This is a genomic window from Mycobacterium timonense (assembly GCF_025821985.1).
Taxonomy (GTDB): Bacteria; Actinomycetota; Actinomycetes; order Mycobacteriales; family Mycobacteriaceae; genus Mycobacterium; species Mycobacterium avium.
In genome coordinates this window covers 1-16,779 of the sequence record NZ_JACKSY010000108.1, presented here as the reverse complement: position 1 = coordinate 16,779, position 16,779 = coordinate 1, and the positions used below count along the sequence as shown (strand labels likewise).

Here is a 16,779-nt window from a genome sequence, read left to right as displayed (position 1 = left end):
CAAAGCCACCTCGGTCCCGAGGCCTGGGCCAACACTTACTCGCCGCGGTTGCGTCCAGCAGAGTGGTGTACGAGTCGGGGTTGATCGTTGGGCCCGGCGTGTCGTAGCCGAGTGATTGAAGGTCATCGCGTGATTCTTCGAGAGACCCGTCAAAGTCACTCGAGCAAAGGAATACACGCGATGACCACTGCCCACGATATCGACCTGCCCGCCGTGTTGGCCGAACGACTCACTAGCTGCCACCCCGACGTGCTGCGCGAGTTGTTGGCGACGTTCATCCATACCCTGATGGGTGCAGAAGCCGACGCCCTGTGTGGTGCCGGATATGGCCAGCGCAGCGCCGAGCGCACGAATCAGCGCAATGGCTATCGGCAGCGCCAGTTCGACACCCGGGCAGGCTCGTTGGATCTTGCGATCCCCAAGCTGCGCCACGGCTCGTACTTTCCGGACTGGCTGCTGGAACGCCGCAAACGCGCTGAGCGGGCGCTGACCACGGTGGTGGCCACCTGCTATCTGCTGGGGGTGTCGACGCGGCGGATGGACAAACTCGTCGAGACCCTGGGGATCACGTCGCTGTCGAAGTCTCAGGTGTCGGTGATGGCCAAAGAACTCGACGCCGCTGTGGAAGCCTTCCGGACTCGACCGCTGGATGCCGGCCCGTACACGTTCATGGCTGCTGACGCCCTGGTGCTCAAAGTGCGCGAGGCCGGCCGGGTGGTCAACGTGCACGCCCTGATCGCGACCGGGGTCAACGCCGAGGGCTACCGCGAAATTCTGGGTATTGACGTCACCACCGCCGAGGATGGGGCCGGCTGGTTGACGTTCCTGCGATCGTTGACCGCCCGCGGTCTGGGCGGGGTGCGACTGGTCACCTCGGATGCCCACGCCGGGCTGGTCAACGCGATCGGTGCCACTTTGCCTGGAGCGTCGTGGCAGCGGTGCCGCACCCATTACACAACCAATCTGATGGCGGTTACTCCCAAGAGCTCTTGGCCGTGGGTGCGCACCTTGTTGCACTCGGTGTTCGACCAGCCTGACGCCGACTCCGTTGCAGCCCAATATGACCGGGTGATCGACGCACTGGGCGACAAAATGCCCAAGGTCGCCGCGCACTTGGAGGACGCCCGCACCGACCTGCTGGCGTTCACCGCCTTCCCCAAACAGATCTGGCGCCAGATCTGGTCGAACAACCCCCAGGAACGGCTCAACAAAGAGATCCGACGTCGCACCGACGTTGTCGGCATCTTCCCCGACCGCAACGCCCTGATCCGCCTCGTCGGCGCCGTACTGGCCGAACAACACGACGAATGGGCCGAATCGCGGCGCTACCTCGGACTCGAGGTCCTCAGCAAATCCCGCGCCGACCACACGCCATCAACAGAACAGGAGGACACCCCGGCGGCACTGACCGCCTGAACCACTAACTCGAAGAATCACACGACGACGTCATACACCACGTCCCTGGACTTGACCCTCGCCGCAGAGTGATGGCCGATGGGCAAACGGGGCCACCGCACGGGCCGTTAGGTCGGACATCGCCTCGTTGTCGTGTCTACGGTAGCGTTTCGCCTGGTCAGAGTGTCTCTCCTTTCCCGTATGACTGAATCTCGGTACACTTTGATGTCATGAATGCGGTTAAGACTCCAGGCGCGGCGCTTGCTGAGGTGCCCGCTGGCAGCTTTGTGCGGGTCGATGACCTGCCCGGTAGCCGGGCCGCTGCCAGCTGCGCGGTGTCACGCGCACACAAGGCGGGCGACCTGGTACCGGTCCTCAAGGGCCTCTATTTCAAAGGTGCCAAGAGTCGTTACGGGATGTCCCGCCCGACGGCTGAACAGATCGCCGTGCAGGTGCTCGGCCCCGTCGGCGCCGGACCAGCGGGTGTGTCCGCTGCACGGACATTCGGGCTGACCACTCAAGTCCCGGCAGAGCCGACCTTCAGTGTCGCCGGCCCGGTGCCCACTGTGCATGGCGTGAAGGTGTCCAAGCGCAACAACATGCGCCGCCGCGACCTCAAGTGGACAGAGGTTGCGCTGCTGGAATTGCTGCGTGGCGACTGGGAATACACCGTCGATGACGGCTGGGACGCCCTCGTCGACGCCGCGGATCAGGCTGTCCGGGATGGCCGGGTACGCCTGCAAAGTGTCGGTGACGCCGTTGACGGCGAACGGTCCCCAGCGGCCAGGAAGCACTTCAGCCACCTCATCGAGGATCTGCGCGGCCGCGGCGTGCGAGCCTGATGGCACTGCTGCGCGACCGCCCGCAGGACCTGCAGGGACTTATCGGCGCCGCTGCTGCGGCCCGCGCGCTCGACCCGATCTTCCTCGAGAAGGACTTCTGGGTTACCGAAGTGCTGCGGGCTGCCACGGCTCCGCGCACGCTAACCGCCAGAGACGGCAGCGAGCATCCGGTCGGCGCGGTCTTTAAAGGGCGGCACTAGCCTAAGCAGTGTCTACAAACTGATCGAGCGGTTCTCGGAGGACGTCGATCTCCTCGTGCGATTCCCCAACGTGGACGCCAGCATCGGCGCGAAAGACAAGGTACTCAAGGCCATTCGCGATGCCGTGGCCGACCATCTGCGCTTAGATGCCGCGCACGTAATACACGAGGCAGCCACCACCGGCATCAAACGCAACGTGCGCTACCACTATCCCGGATCAGCCGTCCCCGACTACGGCCCGCTGAGTTCCGGCGTGCTACTGGAAATGGGTTGTCGTGGTGGCACATATCCCACCCAACAACACCAGTTGCGGTCGATGATCGCCGAGTACGCAATCGACCAACTGGGCGAATCACCTGAGGCGTGGGACGAATTCGCCCCTGTCGCGGTAGAAGTCCTCGCTCCAACTCGGACGCTGCTCGAAAAGCTCGCCCTCCTTCACGACGCCGCGTCACGTTCGGAGCAGGAGGGCGAGCAGCGGCTGCTGAAGTCAGGACGGCACGTCTACGACACCCACCAACTGCTCGCCTGTCCCGACGTCACAGCAGAACTCGAGGCGATCGGCCGCGAGGGCGTCGTGCAATTGTGCGCTGACATCGACGAACACAGCCGCGCCGCAGCCTTCAGCTTCACCCCACGACCTGACGGCGGATACGTTCACAGTCCACTACTGGACCCGTCGCACCCCAGCCGCGAAGCCCTCAAGCGGGGCTACAACGCGGCGATGGCCCTGGTGTACGGCGTCCGCCCCAGCTTCGAAGACTGCATAGCCGCCATCGCAACCCACGCTGCACTGCTATGACCAACTCGGCCCATAGTGACGTGTCTGGGGTCCAGGTCCGCCGCGGGCGTCGAGAACAACCGCAGCTCAATCATCACGCGACTCTGGAACCTCAAGATCCACAATCAATTACCGAGTCATCTCTTTAGTGTTCACCGATCGCTTTCCGCTGCGGCGGTGGCCACGGTGATCACTAGTCGATTCCGCTGGCGTCCGCCCCGGCGGGGCCTTCAATCAGCCAGGTATTCAGCCGCGATTGCCCGCTTTCGATCCCACGAAAATGGGCGATCACTGCCCGCCATGCGCGGCCGACGGCGCCGAGTCCTCCTTGGCGCTCGAGCCCCGCTACCCTGGGTCTGGTGACGCCGAGTACTGGCAAATGGGCCGAATTCTTCATGGACCCCCCTAAGGCGATTGAAGGCGTCGTCGGCGTCATGGCCGATCAAATGAAGATCCTGGCGGCCAGTCAAAGGCTGTTGGAGAGACTCGACCAGGCGCCGGCGATTCCCGGTGCGCAGCCGGCCGAGGACATCAGAGCGCAACGGGATGAATTGCTGCGACAATTCGTCGAGGAGGCGCTTGTCCACCACGTCGCGGCGTTGAGGGTAGCGATAGAACTTCGAAACACCGACGACGCGCGCAAGCCGAACGGCACAGATGCGTTCGAAGCCGAGGTCTGGAACAACAAGTATCACGCCTACGTCGATGAGATGAGCCTTGGGCCGCGAAGCCCGGGCGCCAGCGCCACCTGACGGCTCGGCCTTCGAGCTCGGCCACCCCGTTGACATCCGTCTTGCCACGCTTGGATCGATCGATCACGGGTTGGCGCTGAATGAAATCCGCTACGCCCGCTGCATCAGGAACGAAGACTTGGTTTGATCAAGCAGTCGTCATGTATAGGGCCCTCGTGAAATTCGGTGATACCTGCTCTGGCTAAGCATGACCGATCTAGCCCGATCATTTGCAGGTCGCCATGCTTGTTGTATTCGGTCATTATCCGGGCGGGGTCCCAGACAGCGAAGATGACTGCTTTCCACCACGACAGAGCGTGACCTTTGTTGTTGAGATTGTCGATCCAGGTTTGAGGGAAGCACCCAATTTTCAACTGCGCTAGACCGTTATCGCCGGGCTGTACCACCCAATAGGTATGTGGGGAGTCGCAGTCACCAGGTGACTCCCAGTAGTCACGTAGCCAGATCCCGTCCCAATAAGGTTGGGGCCCGGGGGGTATAGGGGGTGGTTGGCTGGACTCGACAGTAGGCAACGACGGCTGTGTTGTCGTCGTGCTCGGTGTCCATGGCTGCACGGTAGAGGAGAGATAGGGCTGTTGCTCCGATACACTGCTGGCGCTGTGGTAATGCTTGGTGACCAGCACGAGTCCGATCAAAATGGTTGCGACAATCGCCACCACACCCAGTGCGCCCGCGACTATCGCCACGTCTTTGCCGTTTGAATGACTGCGCCCCGTGCTGCCATGAACAGGCGGGGGCAGCGTTGCGGCCATCACGTTCGCTGGCCCCGGCGACGCCCGCTCCGTCTCCAGGCCCGGACCCCACATCACCGTCCCCGCGGTATCGCGTTGCGGTTCCCACGAGCTGCGCAGCGCCGCGGCGAAATCCTGACAACGCTCGTAGCGGTCGCCGGGCTGCTTCGACATCGCCCGAGAAATCGCCGCGTCAAGTGAACCCAGGTCGGGCCGCGCATCGCGGAGCCTGGGCGGAGGCGAATTGAGGTGACAACCGATGACCGCGGCAGGGTTCGAGTGCGCAAATGGAGGCGCTCCACAGAGCAGCCGATACGCTGTGGCTGCCAGCGAGTACTGATCCGCGCGCGCGTCGAGCGGCCTGCCTGTTAACTGCTCGGGGGCAGCATAAGTGATAGTTCCGACCGTCATATTGGTGGCTGTCAGACCGCTGACGTCGTCGACGCGTCGGGCTATTCCGAAATCAGCCAACATGATTCGCCCAGTACCAGTTGATGGTTGCGTGAGCAGGATATTGGCGGGCTTGACGTCGCGATGCAGTAGGTCGTGCTCGTGGGCATAGTCGAGCGCTTCAGCGATCGCCACGACGATAGCGAGCGCATTGTCGGGCGGCATTCCCGCCGGAAATTTCTTGCCAAGTAAACGGCCGGCGTCGGTTCCATCCACGTAGTCCATGGAGATCCATAACTGCCCGTCGCATTCCCCACGGTCGTGCACCCCGACGATGTGCGGATGCCACAACGCGGCCGCCAGATCAGCCTCTCGCGTGAAGCGCGCCCGGAACTCGGCGTCAGCCGACACCTCAGCAGGCAATATCTTCAACGCTTCGCGCCGCGGCAGCCGTGGGTGTTCGACAAGGTAGACCTCACCCATGCCACCGGCCCCCAGCAGGTCCACAATCGTGAAGCCTGCAAATTCAGAACCGCTGGCCAACGGCATGTTTCGGAGCCTAACCCAAGCTGGTTCGCCTCCGGCGTCCGTCGCGCGCGCGCCGCGGCCGGCGACTACAACCTCGGTCTCTTCGTGGCGCCGCTTGGGCTCGCAGGTTCTTACAGGTTAGCGAGAGTGGCCGCAATGTCTTTGGTTAATAGATAGAGGTCTAGGTTGGCCATGTCGTCGGGATCGAACGGTTCGAATCCGAAGCGCTGCCACCAGCGGAACACGTCGGCGTTGAGCGCGGTGACAACGACAGCCCGACAAGCTGCCTTGATATTCAGTTCGGCGGCCGTTGCCAGGATGTGCTTGACCATCTCAGTACCAAGACCAAGTCCAGCCACGCGCGTGTCCGTTGCTAGTCGACCGATCAGCAGCGCAGGAACCTGCTGCGGCGCACCCTTGCCCAGAGGTTTGGGGCTGGCCGAGCGATCGACAGCGGTCATCGACAAGGTGGCATAACAGACGACGTTGTGGTCGGCGGTAGTAATCACCCACACCGCCGCTGTGTTGCCGCGGCGGTTCTGGCCCGCATATTGACGCAGCCACAGGTCCAATGGTGCTTCACCAGAGGCGAATTCGTCGCGGTGGTGCTTGTGTGGGTCGAGCAGGGCGGGTCGGTGGAACTGCACCTCAGGCAAGCCAGGTGAACTTTGCCGGCCGCTGCAATGCTTTCGCTAGCCGCTCATTGACCTGCGCGGGGCGGTTCAGTGCTTCGGAGAAAGCGGCCACAGCATCGGGGGTGAGGTGGATGACTGGCCGTTCGGCGAGCAGGTCGTCAGCCGCGCGGTTGGCGGCCTGCAGCACGAACGCCGTGACAGTGAGATGCGCCTCACTTGCAGCCTGCTCCAGTCGCCGCTTAGCGGCGGCATCGACGCGCAGCTGCAACCGATCGTCCTTCATGGAAGTCATGTGCTCACAATGGCAGTACACGATCAGTCTGTCAAGGCCGGGACGTCTGCCAACGTCGGTTTCGGCATCCACGGGCATGCGGCGATAGACTCGATCCTGGCACGGAAGGAGGAGATCATGCGCACCGTGACACAGCGCGACATGCTGCCAGAACGGCTCTATCGCCCGTTCGCAGTGCCGGATCGCCTCGACGAGCTACAAGGACCCGCAACCGGCGTGATCGAATTGCCAAACCGTATCGCATGGCGAGGACGACATCTGTTCGATCTCGCCGACAGGGACGAAGCCGTAGCCGCGTACAGCGCGGTCCTCGCAAGCGGCCGCGAAGCCGACGTGCAAAAGTGGATCAACGCCGACCTACTCCGAAAGCTGTGGCCCCACTTGCGCATCCCGCGGCTGGTGCGCAGGGAATGGGAACATCTCCTCGACACGATTCCCGCCTGACCGCGGCCTGCGCCAGTCAACCGTCTGCGCGGCATGGAACAGCTACCAGGGTTTCTCGGCGAAGTGGCCGCTGTCGTTCTTCCCGCACTCGAAACCGTTGCCGTTGAGTGTGTTTGAGTTGCACTCATGCGGCATCCCCTTGCGGGGTTGGGGTTTTGGCCTCGCCGCGTCCGGCCCCGCGTGGGCGGGGTCTTACGGATGCTCCGCCGGCGCCGGATGCTCCGGCGTCCGCGCCATGGCCTGTACCAACCGGTGTGGTTGGCCCGGGTGCCGATGGGGCCGTGGTCCCGACTGGACCACAACTGGCGTCATCCGGCCAGTCACGGAGATTGAGCGCAGCATTGCGATCGCGATCGACAACGACACCGGTGTTCGGGCACACCAGGTTCTTGTCGATGCGGCCCTTACCTTCCAGGCGGCACGGCGTGCCGTCCGGTGCGGTGCAACCATGGTGCAGTTGGCTGGAAGCAAACCAGCGGTCCGCCACAGTCAGGGTGCTGCTATGCCGGGTGGTCTTGTAGGCCAGCATCGGCCCCACCAATCCCATCGCAGCATCAGAGACTGCCCGCCGGTAGGCGCGCCGACCCATGCTGCGTTTCATCGCGGCCACATCGAGGTCCTCGACGACGATGTGGCCATATGAGCCCGCCAACTGCGTGGTGAGTTGGTGGGCTGCTTCCCGTCGTAGATGCACGCACCGTCGATCCAGCCGGGACAGCTTGGCTTTCGCTGTTCGGTGACCGTGGGAGCCGGGGATGCGGCGGGAAAGTTCACGCCCGGCCCGCCGGCGAGCGGCAAGCGTCGCCTTGAGCGGGGCCGGATTCGGGTACTCGACAATTGTTTCGGCGCCGGTGGTGGTGTCGATGGTGGCGACCGTCGCCAAGGTGCGCACCCCGAGGTCGACGCCGGCGCGCACAGTCGGCTGGGCCACGACCGGCGGGCTGATCGGGGTGCGCAGCGCGTAGCAGACCGACACGAACAACCGGCCCCACCGCTGCGACAGCGTCATGTTGAGGATCTGCGCGCGCCCGCCGGCGAGGTGGCGCTGCACGCGGCGAGTGTTCTCCTTGGACCGCAGCTCGCCGATCACCGGCACGGTGATGGTGCGCCGATCATCCTCGAGGCGCATGGTTCCGGTGGTGAACCGGACCCGGCCGGCGTCGCGGCGGGCGGATTTGAAGCGGGGAAACCCGACGCGGCGGCCTTGACGGGTGCCGTTCTTGCTGGCCTTCCAATTGGCCAGTCCCTGGGCCAGATCGGCCAAACCCGACGAGTAGCACTCCTTGGAATTGGTGGCCCACCACGGGGCGACTGTGTCTTTGGCCCGATTCCAGGCCCACCGCAGCGACTTCAAGTCCCAGTCCACCGACTCATGCGCCGGGTCGGTCCGGCTGGCGTCGAGGTCGGCCTTGACCTGGGCTAAACCCCAGTTAAACGCCTTGCGCCGGGCACCGAAATGCGAGCGCACCAACGCCGCGCGGTCAGGGTCGGTGGGCCAGTCGACCTCGAACTTGACCGCTGTCACCATCCACCCGGTGGGCAGTGGCTCGCCGGGCGAACCGCTGGCCGCATACCCGTCGGCGTCCCCGTCATACAGGTCGAACAACACGGACACCGACTCCACCACAGCCCGGTGCGGCTCAAAATCCGCGCCGACATCCACATACCGGGACAATGTTTGTGTCCCATCGGGTTTCGGCTTGCCGGCAAGCTGCACACCACCGGTCAGCTCGGCCACCCTCGTGGCCTGCTTGCAGGTGCGCATCCTGGCAATCATGCGGCCGCACCCGGTTCACGCTTGGCCGCCGTCAGCGCGCGCATCGCCCGGTTACGGGCACCACGGCGCCCATACAACCGGGCACACATCGAGGTGAGGACCTCGATCATGTCGCGCACCAGATCATCGGTCGTCTCACCGGGATCGGCGACCACGATGCGCCGACCCTGCGCCGACAATGCCGCCTCGAGGTGTTCGACCCCGAACCGGGCCAACCGATCCCGATGCTCCACGACGATCACCTTCGCATCCGGGTCGGACAAGATTCGCCGCAGCTTGGGCCGCTTACCATTCAGGCCAGATCCCACCTCGGTGACCACCTGCTTCACCGTCAAATCCTGCCCGGTCACCCACGCGCTCAACCGGGCAACCTGGCGATCCAGATCAGCGCGCTGATCATGACTGGAGACCCGCGCGTACACCACCACGCCACCGCTCGATGCCGATGCTGCGCCGGCGGCCTTGACCAAAATCAGCCGACCGACCCGCTCAGCGGGAACCGGAAGCGTCCCCTCCCGAAACCAGCGATAGGCGGTATGACGATTCACCCCAACCGATTCCGCCCAATCCGCAAGATTCACAGCACCGATTAGAACACACCAACGCACACTAAAACACACTCAACACGCAACAGCTCGAGCCCCACGACGACTGGGCCGATAGTTTCGCCGAGGTCCTCACCGCAATGCCGCCCACCGACGCCGACGACATGCCCGAGCGCGGCCACGCCTACGTCGGCGGCCTAGTCGCGGTCGGGCTCGCCCTCTTAGGCCAAGACGCCACACTGCACGGCGGAAGACCCGAAGACCTTACGCTTCAACACACCTGGGACGCGATCGGCAAGTGGGCCACTCATGCCGACCCAGATCTGATCGATCACTACCTCTATCAACCCACCCAGACCTACAGCCGCGCGGCCGACCGAGGAGAAGTCGAAGCGGTCATCGCGTTGGCTGGCGCTGCCCGCGATGATCCACATGCCCGGCTGCGCGCGGCGCTCAATTCCGACGGGATCGACGCCAACATCGTCGATGGTGTCTGGGTGGCCGATTGTGGATCTGCCCAACCACGCCGCTACGCCGCCCGCATCGGCACACTGATCGACAGGCACACCGATCGTTACGCCGTGATTGCGCGCGGCGATCGGGGCAGCTGCGTCCTCCTGTGCCACAAGGCCACTTTGGCGATCGCCGAATCCACTACCCGCATCTGGCGGGTCTTCACCAAACGCAGCATGCTAAGCACCCCGGCGTCCATGCTCGCCGAAGGGCTACCCACCGGCATGACCTTCCCACGAACACCGGCCGCACCACCACCCGAAGTCGTAGCAGCACTGGCCTCGGCGATCGGCGTTGAAGTCGCCGATCTGACTGCCTCGCTACACGGTCTTTCATAGGCACAATGACTCCAGACTTCATCGAGCGCGGCAGGAAGTGTACGCATGGCGATACGCAGGCTGACTCGTCAGCAGATTCGGGAGAACCGAAAGAGGCTCGCCTTGAGCCAGGCCGAGCTCGGCGACCGCGTGGGCGCACATCAGGTGCTCGTCTCGAACTGGGAGACCGGAAAAGCTGTTCCCACGGCAAGCCAACGCGCCGCCCTCTTAGAGTTGTTCAACGCCGATACCGGCGCCGGCGTATCTGATAGGAGGAGACCAAGCGTGGCGAAACGGGCGGTGAAGACCCCTAAGCGTGCCGAGGTTTACCAGCACAATGAGCAGGCCGTTTTACGCCCGGAGGCGGGAACGCAGGCACAGTTCAAGAAGCGTCGTGAGCCCAAGCGGTATCTGTACGACGACTCCCTCTCGCCCGCGCTCGACTGGGACGGGAAGAACCACGCGCGCGAGCTCGGCGAGTGGCTGCTCTCGCAGATCGAGGAGGCCGCCCGGCTCGACCCGCCGCACCGGTTCGACTCACCGCACTCCTACGACGGACTTAAGATTGCCGGGCTCAGCGATGCTGTTGAAGCGCTGAAGCGGATCTCGAAGCCGTTCCTCGACTGGGCCGGCAAAGCTGAGCGCATGTCCTTCGACGTGCCGACACTTCCGCTGTTCGTACATGAGCGGCTCTCGACCAAAGCGATCCTCGAGACGCTCAAGGCCCACGAGCGGGACCGACAGATGGAGCTCCAGCTCTTCGCCGACCCCCAGCTGCCGATCCACCAGCAGCTCGCTGCCTACGAGCACAAGGGCGGCTGGACGAACCGGCTGATCCTTGGCGACTCGCTCGTCGTGATGAACTCGCTACTGGAGTACGAAGGCCTCTCCGGGCAGGTGCAGATGATCTACATCGACCCACCGTACGGCGTGAAATTCGGGTCCAACTTCCAGCCGTTCGTCAGAAACCGCGATGTACGTGATGGTGACGACGCGTCAATGACCCGCGAGATCGAGATGGTCAAAGCTTTCCGAGATACATGGGAACTCGGACTGCACTCGTACCTCACGTATCTACGCGACCGCATCCAGCTCGCGCGCGACTTGCTGAGTCCGACGGGGGCTCTTTTCGTGCAGATCGGCAACGAGAACGTCCACCACGTCCGTGAAGTCCTCGACGAGGTTTTCGGCGTTGAGAACTTCATCAGTCAGATCACATTTCGGAAGACAACCGGCTCGACCGGCGAATTCCTGCCAGGCTCGGTCGACTTCTTGCTGTTCTACGCACGCGATCGGAACAGGCTGAAGTTCAACGAAGTCTTCCGGCCAAAGGAGTGGAGCCCGACCGACGCCGGCGCGTACTCATGGGTGGAGCTATCTAACGGCGACAGGCGTCGACTGACTCCGGAAGAACGCGCTGGGACGGCACCTCTTCCCACTGGGGCCAGGGCATACAGGCTCGATAATCTGCAGAGCCAGAGCATGGGGCGCAAGAAGGGTCTCGGCGCGGCGAGCTGGTTTCCGGTCGAGCTTGACGGGCGTTCGTGGCTTCCGAGCGAGCGCAGTCGCTGGAAGACGAACGAGAAGGGCATGGAGGCGCTCAAGGCGGCGGGCCGCCTGCAGGCGACTGATGGCGGGCTCTATTACGTCCGTTATCAGGACGACTTCCCCGCGATGTCGCATGACGATCTCTGGGACGACACCGTCATCGCAGGCTTCACGTCGGATAAGCGCTACGTCGTTGAGACGAGCACGAAAGTGGTCCAGCGCTGCATCCTTATGACGACCAACCCCGGCGACCTCGTGCTTGATCCGACCTGTGGCTCCGGCACCACGGCCTACGTCGCTGAGCACTGGGGCCGGCGCTGGATCACCATCGACACCTCACGTGTTCCACTCGCTCTCGCGCGGCAGCGGCTCTTGACTGCAACGTTCCCGTACTACGAACTGCAGGACCCGGGGCGCGGCCCGGCGGGTGGTTTCGTCTACAAGAGGAGGCGGAACTCGAAGGGCGAGGAGGTCGGCGGGATCGTCCCACACGTGACCCTGAAGTCGATCGCAAGTAACGAGCCGCCCGCAGAGGAGGTGCTCGCAGACCGGCCAGAGGTCGACAAGAAAATCACCCGCGTGACCGGGCCATTCGTGGTCGAGGCGACGATCCCCACGCCGGTCGACATCGACGAGGACGGCTCCGACGACGTCGGCGCACCGAATGACGAGGGCTACATCGACCGGATGCTAGAGGCGCTGCGGCGAAACCCGGTGCTACAGCTCGGCGGGAACATGTCGCTCACGCTACACAACGTCAAGCCGCCCGCGCGGTCGCTCTACCTCTCCGCGGAGGCCTGCCTCGACCCGGATGGCGCTTCGGCTGCAATCATGTTCGGTCCGGAAAACGGGGCGATCAGCGAAAAGCTAGTCTACGAGGCCGTCACGGAAGCCCATATGAAGCACTTCGATCACCTGCTCCTGATCGGGTTCGCCATCGAACCGAACGCGCGAGAGTTCGTGGCGAAAGCAGAGCAGATGGTCGGGATCCCGGTCACCTACATCCAGGCAACGCCGGACCTCGTGATGGGAGACCTACTCAAGACGACACGCTCAAGCCAGCTCTTCTCCGTCGCAGGCCTCCCCGACATCGCGATCCGCAAGCTCGGGCCCCAGGAGGCAAGCGGGTCGGAGCGCTACGAGGTCGAGCTACTCGGCCTCGACACTTTCGACCCGACCACCTTCGAGGTCCGCCATCGGGGCGGCGGCGACGTGCCGGCCTGGTTCCTCGACACCGATTGGAACGAACTCTCGTTCCACGTCTCGCAGGCATTCTTCCCGCGCACGAGCGCCTGGGACAGCCTCAAGAAGGCGCTCAAGGGAGAGTACGACGACGCCGTCTGGGACCACCTCGCCGGAACGACGAGCGCACCTTTCACCGCTGGCGAGAACCGGCGGGTGGCCGTCAAGGTGATCGACGACCGCGGCAATGAGCTGCTCGTCGTGAAGTCTTTGGACGAGGCCCAGTGAGCGCCTTCGAGGTCGAGCAACCCATCCTCAACGGGCCGTTCCACGAGCCGGCCGAACACTGGCGGATCGAGGCCGGGCAGGAGCCAAGGCGCGTCTCGGGTCGCCGTCCAGCTGGCTATTTCTATCGCGACCCAAAGGCGCCGCCACCGGAGTCTGGCGCGCCCGCGCGCGGGACGTGGCAGGAGCTCGAGGTCGTCAACCTGATCCGCGAGCGGCTCGTCCAGTGGCGCGAACTCGGCTACCCGGGCGCGACACGCACGACGCTTGAGTTGCTCCGTTACTGGCGGCGGGAGCGGCAACAGCCTCTCTTTTTCGCCCAGCTCGAGGCGGCCGAGACGATCATCTTCCTGCAGGAGGCGCGCTCGGATCTGCTTCAGGGGATCGATGTGCCGCCCGACGACGTGCCGACTGGCGTTGAGCCGTTCCGCCGCTACGCCTGCAAGATGGCGACCGGTAGCGGCAAGACGACGGTGATGGCGATGGTGATCGCCTGGAGCATCCTCAACAAGGTCGCCGCTCGCGGCGACGCGCGTTTCTCCGACGTCGTGCTCGTCGTATGTCCGAACCTCACGATCAAGGGCCGCCTCGGCGAGCTCGACCCGGCAACAGGCGAGGCGTCGATCTACCGGACGCGCGACCTGGTTCCCCCTGACCTGATGACCTCACTGCGACGCGGCCGCGTGCTGGTCAAGAATTGGCACGAGTTTGAGCGCAAAGGAATGAGCGCCGGGGCAAAGGTGCAGAAGCTCGGCCAGCCAGAGCGGATCACGGCCACGATCAAGATCGGCGCCAAGACGACCTCTGGCCGCGGCGGTCGCTACATGACCGAAGACGCGCTGGCGATCGCCCTGGCCGATCCGAGGATGGACATGCGCATGGTCGAGGATCGCCGCCCGGCGAAGCCTGAAATCCTCGTCGAGGAAACCCGCTACGTCGAGAGCGACGCCCGGCTGATGCAGCGACTGCTCGGGCACGAGGTCGGCGGAAAACAAAACATCCTCGTACTCAACGACGAAGCGCACCACGCCTATCGAATCCGGCAGGGCGGTGCAGGAACCGCAGAAGAGGACGCGGAGGCGACAAACGAGGAGCTTGAGGAGGAGCTCGCGTACGAGTCCACTATCTGGATCGACGGGCTCGACCGGATCCATAAGCACCGCCGGATCAACTTCTGCGTCGACCTCTCTGCGACTCCGTACTTCCTAGCGCGGGCAGGCGACGACACGAACAAGGTTTTCCCTTGGGTCGTCAGCGATTTCGGGCTGACCGACGCGATCGAGTCGGGGCTGGTGAAGATCCCGCAGCTCGCAGTCTCAGACGCGTCGGGCGAGGAGCAAGCCGCCTACTTCAACATCTGGCGCTGGATCATGAGCAAGCTCTCCGGTGCCGAGCGAGGCGGCCGCCGAGCGAACCCCAAGCCTGAGGCCGTGCTGCGATTCGCCGAGCATCCGATCCGGCTGGTTGCAGGCGCCTGGGAGGCAGAGCGGCAGGACTGGGCGCAGAGCGACGAAGAACGCCCGCCCGTGTTCATCCTCGTCTGCAAGAACACGCGGCTCGCCAGCGTGATCTACGACTGGCTCGCCGAAGGGAAACCGCCCGAAGGGATCCCGCCCGCCAACATCGCCGAGCTGCGCAACAAGAACGGCAAGGTGAACACAATCCGCGTCGACTCGAAGGTGATCGGCGAGACCGACGTCGAGGGTGCGAAGAACGACGAGTCCCGATGGATGAGGTTCACGCTCGACACCGTGGGTAAACGCGAGTGGCCCAAGGACCCCCAGGGAAGGCCGGTCTACCCGGAGGAATTCGAGGACCTGGCGCGTAAGCTCGACCGGCCGCTGCACCCGCCCGGCAGGGATGTGCGCTGCATCGTCAGCGTCGGAATGCTCACCGAGGGCTGGGACTGCAACACGGTCACGCACATTATTGGGCTGCGTCCATTTATGTCGCAGCTGCTGTGTGAGCAGGTCGTCGGCCGCGGATTGCGGCGGGCAAGCTACGACCTGACCGAGGAAGGCAAATTCAGCGAAGAGGTCGCGCAGATCCTCGGTGTCCCCTTCGAGGTCGTACCGTTCAAGCAACGCAAGGGGCCGAAGCCGCCGCCGGCGCGACAGAACCACGTGCAGGCGCTCGCCGCTCGTGCGCAGCTCGAGATCCAGTTCCCTCGCGTCGAGGGATACCAGCAGCGGATCCGCAACCGAGTAGATATTGCTTGGCCCTCGATCGCGTCAGTGCGTGTCGACCCGATGAAGATCCCCGACGAGGTCCAGCTCAAGTCAACACTTCTCAACCGCGGCCGCCCTTCGCTGCTGGAGCCCGGCGGAACAGTGAAACTCGACCTCGAAAAATGGCGGCATGCGGCGACCCGTCAGCAGCGTGAGTTCGAGATGGCAGCGGCTTTGACCCGCCACTACTCCCAGCAAGATAAGTGCGAGGCGCCGCCGCAGGTCCTTTTCCCGCAAATGCTGGAGATCGTCAAGCGCTTCGTGCGCGACCGCGTCGTCGTCGACGACGAGACGAAGCGAATCGACGTCTTTCTCTCGCCCTACTGGGGCTACACGATCGAACGGCTAACTGAGGCGATCCACCCCGCGGCGACGGATGGCGAGGACGCGGAGATCCCCCGCTACGAGCAGCGGCGCGGCGTCGGCTCAACGGCCGACGTCGACTTCTGGACAGTCAAGAAGGTCAAGGAGATCGGGCACTCTCACCTCAACTACGTTGTGCAGGACTCGAAGTGGGAGTCATCGGCCGCCTACCACCTCGACCACTCGCCGCATGTCGTCTCGTTCGTGAAGAACCAAGGGCTCGGCTTCGCCATCCCGTACCTGAACGCTGGCGGCGACCACGAATACTTCCCGGACTTCCTCGTCAAGCTCACCGACGGCGTGACGCTCATCCTTGAGACCAAGGGCCACGACGAGCTCGAGGAAGTGAAGGCGCAAGCCGCCGAGCGCTGGGTCCGAGCCGTGAACGTCGAGGGCAGTCACGGCCAGTGGCGATATGCACTGGTGCACAACATGAACGAGATCCCAGCGCTAATTGAGGGCCTCGCGGAGAGCCGCTCTCCTACCGTGAGCGGCTGACGGTGTGTTGCCCTCTATACGAGTTCGTCGGTGTGCCGCTCGTGAGTCGGCTTGAGCCCCAGTCCCATCCTTGGGTTTTCCCGGACGGGCGCTGCTCGTGACGCGCAATGAATGAGGGCCTACCGATGTCGACTAGACCCCACTCTCTAGTGGCAGAGCGTGTTATCGGCCCGGTGTGTATGCGGCGGGTAGTGGGTTCGGCGCGACCGGTGTGCGGTCGAGCGTGAGGTGCCAGCGGTCCAGCCTTCGTTCCATCCCTCCAGAACCTGTCGAACCTTGCGGCGCGCCATGCGCGGTGGTGCGCCGCACTCAAGAACGCTCACTTGATGGGGATGTCCTCCTCGTAGTACGCCGGGGGTACGACCTCAAGCTCGAGCGCGAACCCGACCATGCCGTCCATGTCAACCGTTGGGGTTGACCCCTGATGGTGGACACCCGACTGGTGGGACCGTTGGTCCCGCGGGAAGGATGTCCGTATGTCGGGCAAGCGTCGCAAGTACACCCCGGAGTTTCGGGAGCAGGCTGCTCGCCTG

Annotated in this window: 14 protein-coding genes; 9 read left to right on the top strand and 5 right to left on the bottom strand. The window is 64.0% G+C overall.

The genetic code is table 11. The features are described from left to right. Window positions 1-180: 180 nt before the first annotated feature. The 5 genes from H7I87_RS26000 to H7I87_RS25980 all read left to right on the top strand — a co-directional run bounded on the left by H7I87_RS26000 (window position 181) and on the right by H7I87_RS25980 (window position 3,970). A complete protein-coding gene (locus H7I87_RS26000) occupies window positions 181-1,416 on the top strand; it encodes an IS256 family transposase (protein WP_083071656.1) in 1,236 nt (411 codons plus the stop codon). Window positions 1,417-1,625: 209 nt separating this feature from the next. Continuing rightward, complete coding sequence (locus tag H7I87_RS25995; RefSeq protein WP_084047157.1) at window positions 1,626-2,237, top strand: hypothetical protein; 612 nt, start codon at window positions 1,626-1,628, stop codon at window positions 2,235-2,237. Further along, a complete protein-coding gene (locus H7I87_RS25990) occupies window positions 2,237-2,437 on the top strand; it encodes a hypothetical protein (RefSeq protein WP_083071658.1) in 201 nt (66 codons plus the stop codon). Before H7I87_RS25995 ends, H7I87_RS25990 begins: the two co-directional genes overlap by 1 nt. Beyond that, entirely contained in the window at window positions 2,403-3,239 is an 837-nt protein-coding gene (locus tag H7I87_RS25985) for a nucleotidyl transferase AbiEii/AbiGii toxin family protein (protein WP_083071659.1), read from the top strand. Before H7I87_RS25990 ends, H7I87_RS25985 begins: the two co-directional genes overlap by 35 nt. A gap of 338 nt (window positions 3,240-3,577) precedes the next feature. Then, window positions 3,578-3,970, top strand: a complete 393-nt coding sequence (locus H7I87_RS25980) for a hypothetical protein (protein WP_084253576.1) — start codon at window positions 3,578-3,580, stop codon at window positions 3,968-3,970. Between the two features lie 104 nt (window positions 3,971-4,074). Here the strand turns inward: H7I87_RS25980 and H7I87_RS28890 are convergent, their stop codons facing one another. From H7I87_RS28890 to H7I87_RS25965, 3 genes are all read right to left on the bottom strand, one after another. Beyond that, complete coding sequence (locus H7I87_RS28890) at window positions 4,075-5,640, bottom strand: serine/threonine-protein kinase (RefSeq protein WP_083071661.1); 1,566 nt, start codon at window positions 5,638-5,640, stop codon at window positions 4,075-4,077. A 110-nt stretch (window positions 5,641-5,750) separates the two neighbouring features. Beyond that, window positions 5,751-6,266, bottom strand: coding sequence for a GNAT family N-acetyltransferase (locus H7I87_RS25970; RefSeq protein WP_083071662.1), 516 nt, complete (start codon window positions 6,264-6,266; stop codon window positions 5,751-5,753). A gap of 1 nt (window position 6,267) precedes the next feature. Then, the gene (locus H7I87_RS25965; protein WP_224164075.1) at window positions 6,268-6,546 is read right to left on the bottom strand and encodes a type II toxin-antitoxin system TacA family antitoxin; all 279 of its coding nucleotides are present in this window, start codon (window positions 6,544-6,546) and stop codon (window positions 6,268-6,270) included. Between the two features lie 9 nt (window positions 6,547-6,555). On the opposite strand from H7I87_RS25965, the gene H7I87_RS25960 reads away from it, so the two are divergent. After that, on the top strand, window positions 6,556-6,990 hold the full coding sequence (locus tag H7I87_RS25960) for a hypothetical protein (RefSeq protein WP_083071664.1): 435 nt from the start codon (window positions 6,556-6,558) through the stop codon (window positions 6,988-6,990). Window positions 6,991-7,114: 124 nt separating this feature from the next. Here the strand turns inward: H7I87_RS25960 and tnpB are convergent, their stop codons facing one another. Together tnpB and H7I87_RS25950 are read right to left on the bottom strand one after the other, a co-directional pair. Continuing rightward, a complete protein-coding gene (tnpB, locus tag H7I87_RS25955; RefSeq protein ID WP_083071665.1) occupies window positions 7,115-8,767 on the bottom strand; it encodes an IS607 family element RNA-guided endonuclease TnpB in 1,653 nt (550 codons plus the stop codon). Continuing rightward, a complete protein-coding gene (locus H7I87_RS25950; RefSeq protein ID WP_083071666.1) occupies window positions 8,764-9,348 on the bottom strand; it encodes an IS607 family transposase in 585 nt (194 codons plus the stop codon). The genes tnpB and H7I87_RS25950 overlap by 4 nt, the downstream gene beginning before the upstream one ends. Before the next feature lie 104 nt (window positions 9,349-9,452). Here H7I87_RS25950 and H7I87_RS25945 point away from each other — a divergent pair, with 104 nt between their 5' ends. The 3 genes from H7I87_RS25945 to H7I87_RS25935 are packed head-to-tail and all read left to right on the top strand — an operon-like array spanning window position 9,453 to window position 16,246. Beyond that, window positions 9,453-10,163, top strand: a complete 711-nt coding sequence (locus H7I87_RS25945) for a hypothetical protein (RefSeq protein ID WP_083071667.1) — start codon at window positions 9,453-9,455, stop codon at window positions 10,161-10,163. 45 nt (window positions 10,164-10,208) lie between these two features. Beyond that, window positions 10,209-13,160, top strand: coding sequence for a DNA methyltransferase (locus H7I87_RS25940; protein ID WP_083071668.1), 2,952 nt, complete (start codon window positions 10,209-10,211; stop codon window positions 13,158-13,160). Further along, window positions 13,157-16,246: a BPTD_3080 family restriction endonuclease gene (locus tag H7I87_RS25935; RefSeq protein WP_083071669.1), complete on the top strand. Its 3,090-nt coding sequence runs from the start codon at window positions 13,157-13,159 to the stop codon at window positions 16,244-16,246. The genes H7I87_RS25940 and H7I87_RS25935 overlap by 4 nt, the downstream gene beginning before the upstream one ends. Window positions 16,247-16,779: the final 533 nt, after the last annotated feature.

Bases quoted from the DNA above. Each gene is read 5' to 3' on its own strand.
- H7I87_RS25945 (WP_083071667.1), top strand. From the start codon at position 9,453: ATGCCGCCCACCGACGCCGACGACATGCCCGAGCGCGGCCACGCCTAC.
- tnpB (WP_083071665.1), bottom strand. From the start codon at position 8,767: ATGATTGCCAGGATGCGCACCTGCAAGCAGGCCACGAGGGTGGCCGAG.
- H7I87_RS25990 (WP_083071658.1), top strand. From the start codon at position 2,237: ATGGCACTGCTGCGCGACCGCCCGCAGGACCTGCAGGGACTTATCGGC.
- H7I87_RS25960 (WP_083071664.1), top strand. From the start codon at position 6,556: ATGGCAGTACACGATCAGTCTGTCAAGGCCGGGACGTCTGCCAACGTC.
- H7I87_RS25995 (WP_084047157.1), top strand. From the start codon at position 1,626: ATGAATGCGGTTAAGACTCCAGGCGCGGCGCTTGCTGAGGTGCCCGCT.
- H7I87_RS25965 (WP_224164075.1), bottom strand. From the start codon at position 6,546: ATGACTTCCATGAAGGACGATCGGTTGCAGCTGCGCGTCGATGCCGCC.
- H7I87_RS26000 (WP_083071656.1), top strand. From the start codon at position 181: ATGACCACTGCCCACGATATCGACCTGCCCGCCGTGTTGGCCGAACGA.
- H7I87_RS25940 (WP_083071668.1), top strand. From the start codon at position 10,209: ATGGCGATACGCAGGCTGACTCGTCAGCAGATTCGGGAGAACCGAAAG.
- H7I87_RS28890 (WP_083071661.1), bottom strand. From the start codon at position 5,640: ATGCCGTTGGCCAGCGGTTCTGAATTTGCAGGCTTCACGATTGTGGAC.